This window comes from Aureimonas pseudogalii (assembly GCF_014196835.1).
GTDB lineage: Bacteria > Pseudomonadota > Alphaproteobacteria > Rhizobiales > Rhizobiaceae > Aureimonas > Aureimonas pseudogalii.
Map to the genome: position 1 here is coordinate 5,323 of NZ_JACIEK010000018.1, position 10,741 is coordinate 16,063.

The following is a 10,741-nucleotide window of genomic DNA, read 5'->3' on the forward strand; positions in this document are numbered from 1 at the left end:
GGAGATCGCGGCGCCGCCGTCCGAGGCGGGCGCGGTGAAGGCGACGCTGGCCTGCGCGTCGCCGGCGCTGGCCGTGCCGATCGTCGGTGCGCCGGGCACGGCGGCGTTGACCGTGATGCTGACGGTGGCGGGCGCGGACGTGCCGGCGGTGTTGGTGGCGGTGTAGGTGAAGCTGTCGGAGCCGGAATAGCCGGCGGCGGGCGTGTAGGTGATGGACGTGCCCGACGCCGTGGCGGTGCCGTGGGCGGCCTGGCTTGCCACCGCGACGGAGGCGGCGGTGCCGCCCGAGAGGGCGAGCGTGACGGCATTGGCCGAGGAGTTGGCGGCGACGTTCGCGACGGCATTGCCGGCGACCGGAGCGGCGAGCGCGGCCACGGGCGTTGCCGTGCCGGATGCGGCCGAGGCGGGACCGGTGCCGGCGCTGTTGGTCGCCGTCACGGTGAACGTGTAGCTCGTGCCGTTGGCGAGGCCCGCGACCGTGATCGGGGATGACGAGCCCGTACCGGTCAAGCCGCCGGGCGATGAGGTGGCGGTGTAGCTGGAGATCGCGGCGCCGCCGTCCGAGGCGGGCGCGGTGAAGGCGACGCTGGCCTGCGCGTCGCCGGCGCTGGCCGTGCCGATCGTCGGTGCGCCGGGCGCAAAGGTAGCGGATGTTGAGGAGCAGGTAATGGTAACGGACGGAAGAGCTGATGACACTCGTATTGATACGAAGAGCCCCGAAGTGCGCAAGCTAGAAGACGAAACAGTAAAGCTCTTGCCACCACCTGCCCCGGCGATGTTTCCAATATGGTCGTAATAGATCGACGATATGGTATAGTCTCGGAAATTGACTCTTCCGGTAGACGTTGGATTGCCGCCGACATCGGATCCATCATCAGTAAAAGATACCTGAAGTTCTTCGCCAAATTGAAAACTCGATGCTAGGAATCTCTGTGTGTATGATCCACTAACGACACGGTTCAGTGCTGCACATGACGATGATAAAGCGGCGTTCGCGCTTGTTATAAAAAGAAGAAACATAGTCACTGCTAGTGCGGAACTTTTTATATAAGAATATATACAATGATAGACGCATTTTCCGAGGCATTTAATACTATTGAAGCTTGGCATATTGATAGTACGATCGCTCATCGGTCTCACATAGCTATTCCATAGCGATCCTAGCTGTCTTGTGCCATGTCTCCCAGGAGCATTAATCGATAAGCTAAGCTGCACTGTGGAACGATGCTCTTCCTACAGCGTGATGAGGCGTGCAGCCGCGTCTGCAGGTGATTCTAATCTGAAGCGAGGGTCCTATCCCACGTCGCTTGAAGCCAGCTCAAATATTGTCTTGGAAACGACCGTTTTCGTTACAAATCGTTAGAAATGTAAGAGCCCAACCCGAAAAGAGTTGAGCGGTTTCAGTAGGTTGTGATTCCATCAGGTTGCGAGACTTGGTGGAGCCGATCATGCCTTGGACTGAAACCGCCCGGCGCGACTATGCGCGCCGAGGGAAGCGCTATTCAAGTGACCTCAACGATCGGGAGTGGGCACTGATCTCGCCATTCCTCCCCGAGCCGCGGCCGATTGGCCGTCCCCGGACAACGGATCTTCGCGAAGTCGTCAATGCCATCCTCTATCTCGCGTCGAGCGGCTGCGCCTGGTCGCTGCTGCCGGCTCTGTTGCAAATCCTCGAAGGCAGTGAGAGCCTGTGTCTCGAAGACGGCGGACAGCGAGGGCTCGGGCATGAGTTTGGCGTTCAAGGGCCGGCATTTCGCTCCCGATATCATCCTGCTCTGCATGCGCTGGTACTGCCGCTATGCGCTGAGCTACCGCGACCTCGAGGAGATGATGGCCGAACGCGGCCTCTCGGTCGATCACACCACGATCTACCGTTGGGTCCAGCACGACGCCCCCGAACTCGACCGACGCGTCCAGTGGTGCCGGGATCGTAACAGCGGCAGCTGGTACGTCGATGAGACCTACGTGAAGGTCCGGGGTGAGTGGATGTACCTCTACCGCGCGATCGGCGATCGGGGCGAAACGCTGGACTTCCAGCTGTCGCAAAAACGGACGACAAAGGCGGCCAAACGCTTCCTCGTCAAAGCTTTGAACCGGTCGCCGCATAACCGGCCTTCGGTGATCTCGACGGACAAGAACCCGGCCTACAACGAGGCGATCGCTTCACTACGGCGAGAGGGACGGCTCGCGGCGAGCTGCCAGCACCGGCAGATCAAATACCTGAACAATCGGCTCGAGTCCGACCATGGCAAGCTCAAGCAGCGGATCCGCCCGGTGCGGGGCTTCCAGTCTCAGAAAACGGCGCACAACGCCATTCGCGGCTTCGAGACGATGCGGATGTTCCGGAAGGGGCAATTCCGCTCGATGGTGGACAGCCTCGCCGGCGGATCTGAGGCCCGCTTCATCGGACGGCTGTTTCAGGTGTTCGTCGCCTGAAATTGGAACAGAACGGGATCATTGCGGCCCGATGGGCTATTCGCAACAGAGCCGGTTCGACGACCAGCTCGATCTTGATCCGGCCCACCTGGTGTTCATCGACGAAACAGGACTATCGACAAAGATGGCCCGCCTGCGCGGCCGGGCGCCTCGCGGCGAGCGCTGCCGGGCCGGCATTCCCCACGGCCACTGGAAGACGACGACCTTCACCGGTGCCCTGCGACTGACCGGAATGACCGCGCCGATGGTCCTTGACGGCGCCATGAACGGCATCGCCTTCCGAGCCTACGTCGAACAGGTGCTCGTGCCGACGCTCGCGCCGGGCGACATCGTGGTCATGGATAACCTGCCGGCGCATAAGGCCGAAGGCGTCCGCCTCGCGATCGAGCAGGCCGGCGCAGAGTTGCTCTACCTGCCGCCCTACAGTCCTGACTTCAACCCGATCGAAATGGCCTTCTCCAAGCTCAAGGCGGTAATGAGATCAAAGGGAGAAAGGACAGTCGACGGGCTGTGGGATGCCGTAGGCGCCGTCATCCCACTCTTCAAACCAGACGAATGCGCCAACTACTTCGCCGCTGCCGGCTATGAACCGGATTAAGCCGGATGTGCTCTAGGCCCTATTGTAGTCTTTAAGAGCTGGTGAGGTCCCTCGTTTTGGCTCAGCGTTGGCGGACGGTAGAATGAAATTCTAGGCGTCTAAAACTTTGCAACAGAGCCGCCAAGACCGTGCAGGATTGGATCACGGCCGTTGGATCAAAGACCACTTATATCGCCCCAGGCAGCCCATGGGAGAACGGCTATGTCGAGAGCTTCAACGCTCGGCTCCGCGACGAACTCCTCGACGGCGAGATCTTCTACAGCCTGCGCGAGGCGCAGATCGTCATCGAAAGCTGGCGGCGTCACTACAACACGATCCGGCCGCATGGATCGATCGGCTGCAGGCGCCTCCTACAGAACATGCTGTCTAACCATATCACAAAACCCGATCATAAGTAACAGAAGATATTGCTTATCACATTAAATTGATAGCGGACGCATGGCGCATAGCTTATGATAAACATTAAGGGAGACGTAACCCATTTTTAGTGTTTAACCCAATAACAGAAACCGAAGCAAATTATATAGTTGCATATACATATGGATATTAAAAGAAAATCGCTTATGCGCTTGGTCGGATCATCGAAATCAAAACAACAGTTCGCTTGTAATTTTCTCTACGCCGTATTGGTGGCGTATAGCTTTATTTTTTATACTTTAGTGAGCGCAGCAGAATATCAAGACGGTTTTGCAGATACAACTCGGATTAAGACCGTTGTCGGATCAGACGTTTATAGCTTTAAGCGCGATGCTATGTGGGGGCTCAGTAAGTCTGGGCATAATATTCGTCCAAACGAGACCTTGATTCTAGACATTGGCGAGTATTTACAATTTGACAGCGTATTTTTTCCCAGTCTTACTAGCTCCCCGTGTGCCGCAATTGTTTTTTTTGGCATATCAAACAATGGTGGACGACTTGTTGAGTCGAAAGTCACGTATAATGATTTCGTTACCGCTTCCGATACGCTTCCAAATGACGGCCATTCAAAACTAGTCCAATCCGCTTTGACTTCGGATCCGTTTTTCGAAGAGCACTACCTATACAATCCGCGTTTTAGCGATAATACAATTTCAAAAGAAGTCATTGTTGCTACCGTTCTGGCTCAACCGTACTCACGTATTGAAGGCGCCATTGACGTTCGAGCATCCTTCACTGTATATAAAAATAGCACTGCTACAATCACCATAACCACCACTAGAGCCTGTCTCAAAAACGGCGCTTGGCCAATAATCGACTCCGCCGTGCGTTATTTATCCGAATCGAAGGAATAATTCTCTTGCCGTACCTTCTGACCGACGAAGAAATTGTGCGACTCGCGGCTCTTAAAAATCTCGTCACGGGTGCAACGACAACCGACCCTGATGGCTGGTGGGACGGATCAGGGTATCGCGGTAATTATTATAAACTTTACGACTACATGGCGCTAATCCAGACGAATAGCTCAGGTCAGCTTGAGCAAGGCGTTGACCGTGGATCGTATGCTTGGTTAAACGGCGCATCTAAAGTCAACAAGGGTGACGGAAGTTACGGAGACTTTATCCGAGCTTGGACTGCTGAGCAGTACAAAATACGGACAGGAGATTACATGTCTCCATCTAACGGAGCATTGCAAAACGCATCGAATGCCATTGCACTCAACGTTACCAACCAAGCACTTAGCGGAATTTTTCCTGATCTGCAAACTATCGGTGCAAACGATGCTGGTGGCGTGATCGGCGCCATTTTTGCTGATAAATCAGATTTTGCGCCGTGGTCGGGGACCATACTATTCCTCGGACTCGGTAATTCGGATTTTTATGCAAAATATATTTTAGATGAAAAAAACGCGCAATACGATTTTCTAGCTTTGGTTGAGTCGGCCCGCGCTGGATTATCCTATGCACAAGGTTCAGTTACCCAAGAAAAAATAGTAGATGCACTTGCAGAACTTGTGGGCACCCTCTTTAATAACGGCTTAGGGGTTGGAGGTACTCTTTCACTTATAAATACTGCTTTTGCTGCAGGGATTGATTCGCTGAATAGCGCCAATGCAGCGCCAACCATCGGCGTATTTCAACTTCTCAAAAGCAATATCATTATCGGCCGACTCGCAGAGGATGATCAGCTAATATCAACTTCAGAGTTTGATATTATCCATGGCGGAAGTGGCGATGACACAGTCACTCTTGGATCCCAGGGATCCGATATTGCGTACGGCGGGACTGGTAAAGACATAATAATTTACAATGATGTCGACGGTGTAAGTGTATACTACAGATCGCTACCTGGCGGCAAAGACGGGTTCGTAGTTCATAAGAATCTATTTTTACGCGACTCATTTTCAAACTTTGAACGGTTAAGATTAGGAAATGGTGATGACAAGTTAATCGGCTCCATCGGGCTCGAGAAAATTGACATGGGCGGCGGCGACGATACCTTATCGCTTTCTACCCGAAGTGCGGTCGAAGTGAAGCTCGGCGCTGGCAGGGATGTCGTCAACCTCAGCGGAGTTGGTTTGTATACGGACGCCGATGCGGACGATCGCATGTATGCGTACGGCGGGCTGATCAAACTCACTGGAGCCGCGCAGATCGTCGTGAAAGGCGAACAAGAGACCAATTGGACATCCGGCCAGATGGGCCTTGTTCAATATGGTTTCAATAAAACGAACGAACTTGTCATCAAAGATCGCTTCGATAATTATGCTTTCATTTCTGACGGACAAAGAGCGAATTACAATCATAATGCTGATGAACGTCCATTTGGGTTGCATCTCGTTCGGGTAAATTGGGAAGCGGAAACACTTGCAAACCTCATATCGCAAGATAGGGGCGCAAACATCTTGGAGTCGTGGCGTACGATTCTCGGTGATTATATGAAGGCGATGACTGGGTATTCCGCTTGGCAAGGTGTAGATCCGCTTGTATTCGATCTTGATGGTGACGGTATCGAGATCGCGGGGCTATCGTCAACTTCCCCATCGTTCGACCTGAATGGCGACGGTTTTGCCGAAAAGGCGTCTTGGGTCTCAGAAGACGACGGCTTCCTAACCCTTGATCGGAACCAAGACGGCGCCGTCAGTGGAGTAGGCGAGCTGTTCGGTGGGCCGCGTCGGGTTGGACCCGTCGATCTTAATGGTGACGGTTTATTGACACCGGATGAAAAGTTCATCTCAGGTTTCGCTGATCTGGCATCAATGGACGAGAACGCGGACGGCAAAGTCGATCGTATTGACGAAGGTTTTTCCAAGCTAAAAATTTGGCAGGACCTTAACAGCGATGGCGTCTCAACGGCGAATGAACTCCGTTCATTAATTGAACTAGGAATTTATTCTATATCTCTGTCAAACACACAAGTTGAGAACAGAGTTGCTGGAGGTTCCATCCAAGCCACTGGAACATTTACTCGTGCTGATGGAGGCCAAGGCGTAATTGCGGACGTTAGCCTGCTTGTCGACAACTTCCAAACAACATATCTCGGCGACAAGTCCGTTTCCGCAGACATCGCTAAGCTGCCGAACATAAAGGGTCATGGGTCGCTTACCGATCTCCATGTAGCTTTGACTGCTAGCAATGGCTTGGAACAAACAGTTGAAGCTACGTTGGCTACGTTCAAGATTACAACACTATCTGACCTTCGCTCCGCCATAGTCCCGATCGTTCGCGGTTGGATGGACGCGCAACGACCGGCAATCTTACGTACATACGCTGATGTTCCCATTCTTTTGGAAAGCGGCAATGATGGAGATGCCGTCGTCGACTACGCCTATCGTGTCGTCGAGAGCGGTCGTGAGTTTTGGCGAACCGCGAAAAATTCGGTCGTAAAGGACGACGACGGCAACCCGATCCCCTATCCGCAACTCACCGACTTCGAACGTGCAGCGGCGGGAACAGCGCGTCATTGGTCCAGTTTGACGACGTTTCAGCAGGAATTCATTGAACGTTTCTCTGGCGAGGAGTTAGCTTTAGAATTTGTGCCGAAAGACCCCGCCGCTGGCCTGCGCGTGATTCAAGAAACGTACGGTAAGGCCAACGAGTTCTTGGACTTGATAGCGGTTCGCTTCGCACTTCAATCCGAAGACGGGCTCGACTATGGTTTGAAATATGACTCGGTCACCGATCAATTCGCCAGCGCGACAGATCGACAGCTAGTGCCGTTCTTTACCAGAGTGTTGACAGACGCCGCTCAGCGCGACAATCCATCAAAATACATTAAAGAATTCAATGAAATATATCAGGTCATTATCGGCGATTATAATGTCGAAAGTGACGATATTTCTATTACCTACGGTTTTGTTTACGCCAATATCATCGGCGCTCTTGGAGATATCGTAATCGGCATTGACGCCGCATCAATTGCTGAAATATTTGAAGTACCGGCCGAGCGTTTGGTTCGGGACTACGATGCCGATATAGCTGGTACTTCGAAAGACGATTTGATATTTCTCGGCGGAAGGGACCAAACTGCCTCTGGTGGAGCCGGGAGCGATACCTACATCGTTGGCAAGGTATTTGGTCATGACATAGTTTGGGATCATGAGGCTGCACTCGGCGGAACACCGGATTATCTTCGGTTTGCAAATTGGAACTCCAACGACTTCATCGTACGTCGAGCCGGGTTGGATGTTGTCTTCGAGCTTCGTCAAACTGGGGAGACCATAACAGTCAAAAACCAGTTTGAAGGTATCTTGCCCGGCGGCGGATTGGTCCAGGGAGACCTGTCAGAATCATGGGGTATCGATCACTTCTTTTTTGCCAATGGCGAGACGTGGACCATCAACGAACTCGCTTGGAAAATTGCTCCTCAATTTCGTACGGATGGAGCTGACGAAATCATTGGAACGCCCGATCGTGATGTCCTAGATGGAGGGCTCGGGAACGACTACCTAGAGGGGGGTAACGATGTCGATATCTACCTCTTTGGGCGCAACTACGGTCTTGATGTCATTTATGAGAATATGAGAGACGCAGCATTCTCAACAACTAATTTAGATTTTGATATTGTAGCGTTTGGGCCAGGAGTTACGCTAGCGAACTTGCTGTTCAGTCAGCCGATTGGAACTAACGATCTGTTGATCAAGGTGAGCGGCACCACGGACGAGCTGCTGATCCGCAGCCAGGACTCAGCTGCTTACACCGGTGTTCTTGGGACGCTCTGGCTAAACCGGATTGAGTATTTCCGTTTTGATGATGGCACGGAAGTTACGTTTAAAGAGATAAACGAGCTAGCGCTCAAACAAGCCTTTTCCAACAGTAATGATACGATTATAGGCTTCACGTCGGATGATGTGATAGACGGTGGTGCTGGCGACGACATGATGTCCGGCGTCAACGGGAACGATACGTATCTGTTCGGTCGAGGTGATGGACGAGATACAGTGTACGACGATACCCAGAACATTATTTCGGGAATGCAGGACGTCCTTCGTTTTAAGCAAGGGGTCAACGTTTCGGACGTAGTGTTTTATCGTAATGGCGGTAGTTATGATTTACTTGCGACTATCAGGGGAACCCAAGATACGATCACAGTTAAAGACTTTTATAAGTTTGCCGAAACAGGCGTGTACGGTGCTATCAATCTCAGTCTGATCGAGAAATTCGAATGGTCCGATGGGACCAGCATGGATTGGCAGACACTTATTCGTAGCGTGATATCGTCTTCCAAAACAATCGACGGTGACATGATTTACGGATCGCACTTCGACGATACGATTGATGGCGGAGCCGGTGACGATCTGCTTTCTGGTAGAGACGGTAATGATACGTATGTATTTGGATTTGGCTACGGCCGTGACGTTATAACGGAGGGTCGAACTTCAATCTACTCAGGCGCTGAAGACACCATTCAGTTCGCTTCTGACGTCCAACGGGGGGATGTCACATTCACTCGTGGCTTAAACACTGCCAATCTGATTATTACCTTAAGCGACGGCTCCACCTTAACGATTAGGGACAACTTCAATGTCGTTCAGGGGATCGGTAGTTATGAGTTCGAGCGTATTGAAAGATTTAAGTTTGCTGATGGCACCGTCCTAACGTTGGGTGACATACAGGCGATTCTGCTAACGGCAACCGGTGGCAACGACACGATCGAAGCGTTTAATCTAGCCGAGACCCTCAATGGGGGAGCGGGCGATGATCTTCTGATCGGACATGACGGTGATGACACCTACGTGTTTGATCGCGGGTTTGGTCGTGATCGTATTGTCGACTACGAAAAATCGATATTGTCCAGCGTAGATGGCGACCGAATTCTCTTTGCCGCGTCGGTTAAGCCTGAAGATATTGAGGTTATAGAACATACGTCTGATTATTCGCTCGTTCTCCGGATCCGTGGAACGCTCGATACGCTGACGATTCAAGGTCAGAATGATTATACGACTATAAATTATCGGCCTTATGAAATAGAGAACTTTGAGTTTGCGGACGGAACTGTTCTGACAGCGGGTGACATGCGTCGACGCTTCCTCGCTACCGCTGCGACGAGCGGAAACGATACGATCAGGGGTTTTTGGACGAACGATACGATTGTCGGTGGCGTCGGCGACGACTTGCTTCAAGGTGGTGATGGGGCCGACACGTACATTTGGAAACGTGGTGATGGCAACGATACCATCGATGACAATGTTCGTTATGTTACATACAGTTCTCAGGATACCCTTGTCATTGAGGTTCAGGACCCTGATAGAGATGTTTTGGTCAAGCGATCGGATTATGATCTAGTTTTGACGATTGGGGTGGAGCAAATAACGATAAAGGGCTATTTTAACCAATCTGGTTTTAAGGCTATTGAGGCGCTCCGATTTGCGGATGGTTCCAGTTGGAACGAAAGTGACATCCAGGCTAAGCTAAAAAATCCAAGTTTTGCAATTATTCGAGGAACAACGGGCGACGACATCCTCGCTGGTAACAATGAAAATAACGTTATAATTGGATATTCAGGGAACGACATACTTCAGGGTTATGAGGGAAAAGACGAGCTAGATGGCGGCGAGGGCGCCGACACAGCGAGTTATTCCGAGAAGACGGCGGCGGTTCATATCGGTTTGAGTGGTGGTACAAATGCTGTCGTTACTGTCGGTGGCATTAGTGAAGACGTGGTTCGAAACATCGAAAATCTCATCGGTGGCTCTGGAAATGACGTATTCACTGGTAATGCGTCGGACAATCGTTTTGTCGGTGGGCTGGGGAACGACCTTCTAAAGGGCGGTGGAGGTTCTGATACCTACCGCTACGACGTCGGCGATGGCGACGACATAATTGTGGATGGTGATACGTCGGGTACAGACAGCATTCAGTTCGGCTCTACAATTCGTCCGGGTGAGGTCTTAGTTTCCAGATCTGTAACAAATGCTGCTGATCTTGTATTGACATTTGCTAATCGCGCTGGCTCAGTCTCGGTTATCGGGCATTTCTCATTAGAAGGCGATAAAACCGGAATCGAGCGGATCGTATTCGCTGATGGTACGATTTGGAACCGTACGGTAATTCTGACACGCCTGAGCGATTATGGCAGCACCGCTTCGATCGAAGGAACGGGTTCCAACGACTCTCTGCTTGGTACAGGTAACAGCGATACCATCCGGGGCGGCTTGGGCGATGACATACTCGACGGCAAGTCCAAAGGTGACATCTACCTCTACGCTCGCGGCGATGGTCACGATACGATCATCGAGGCCATGTCCTACGACAGCACCGTCGATATGCTCGTGCTCGAAGGCATCAATCC

The 10,741-nt window shown here is 52.1% G+C and carries 4 protein-coding genes and 3 pseudogenes; 6 read left to right on the top strand and 1 reads right to left on the bottom strand.

All coding sequences use genetic code 11. The annotated features are described in order from the left end of the window. Nucleotides 1-696, bottom strand: a 696-nt coding sequence (locus GGR04_RS20590) for an Ig-like domain-containing protein (RefSeq protein ID WP_183202054.1), incomplete at its 3' end; no start/stop codon positions are given. A 752-nt stretch (nucleotides 697-1,448) separates the two neighbouring features. On the opposite strand from GGR04_RS20590, the pseudogene GGR04_RS24090 reads away from it, so the two are divergent. From GGR04_RS24090 to GGR04_RS20615, 6 genes and pseudogenes are all read left to right on the top strand, one after another. Next, nucleotides 1,449-1,655: pseudogene (locus GGR04_RS24090) on the top strand (transposase); the annotation flags it as partial. Nucleotides 1,656-1,725: 70 nt separating this feature from the next. Further along, nucleotides 1,726-2,436, top strand: a complete 711-nt coding sequence (locus GGR04_RS20595) for an IS6 family transposase (protein WP_183202057.1) — start codon at nucleotides 1,726-1,728, stop codon at nucleotides 2,434-2,436. A gap of 55 nt (nucleotides 2,437-2,491) precedes the next feature. Beyond that, a pseudogene (locus GGR04_RS20600) lies at nucleotides 2,492-3,034 on the top strand (IS630 family transposase); the annotation flags it as partial. Nucleotides 3,035-3,153: 119 nt separating this feature from the next. Continuing rightward, a pseudogene (locus GGR04_RS20605) lies at nucleotides 3,154-3,432 on the top strand (integrase core domain-containing protein); the annotation flags it as partial. 165 nt (nucleotides 3,433-3,597) lie between these two features. Next, on the top strand, nucleotides 3,598-4,305 hold the full coding sequence (locus tag GGR04_RS20610; protein ID WP_183202059.1) for a hypothetical protein: 708 nt from the start codon (nucleotides 3,598-3,600) through the stop codon (nucleotides 4,303-4,305). 5 nt (nucleotides 4,306-4,310) lie between these two features. Next, a partial coding sequence (locus GGR04_RS20615) for a calcium-binding protein (RefSeq protein ID WP_281383142.1) occupies nucleotides 4,311-10,741 on the top strand: 6,431 nt, incomplete at its 3' end.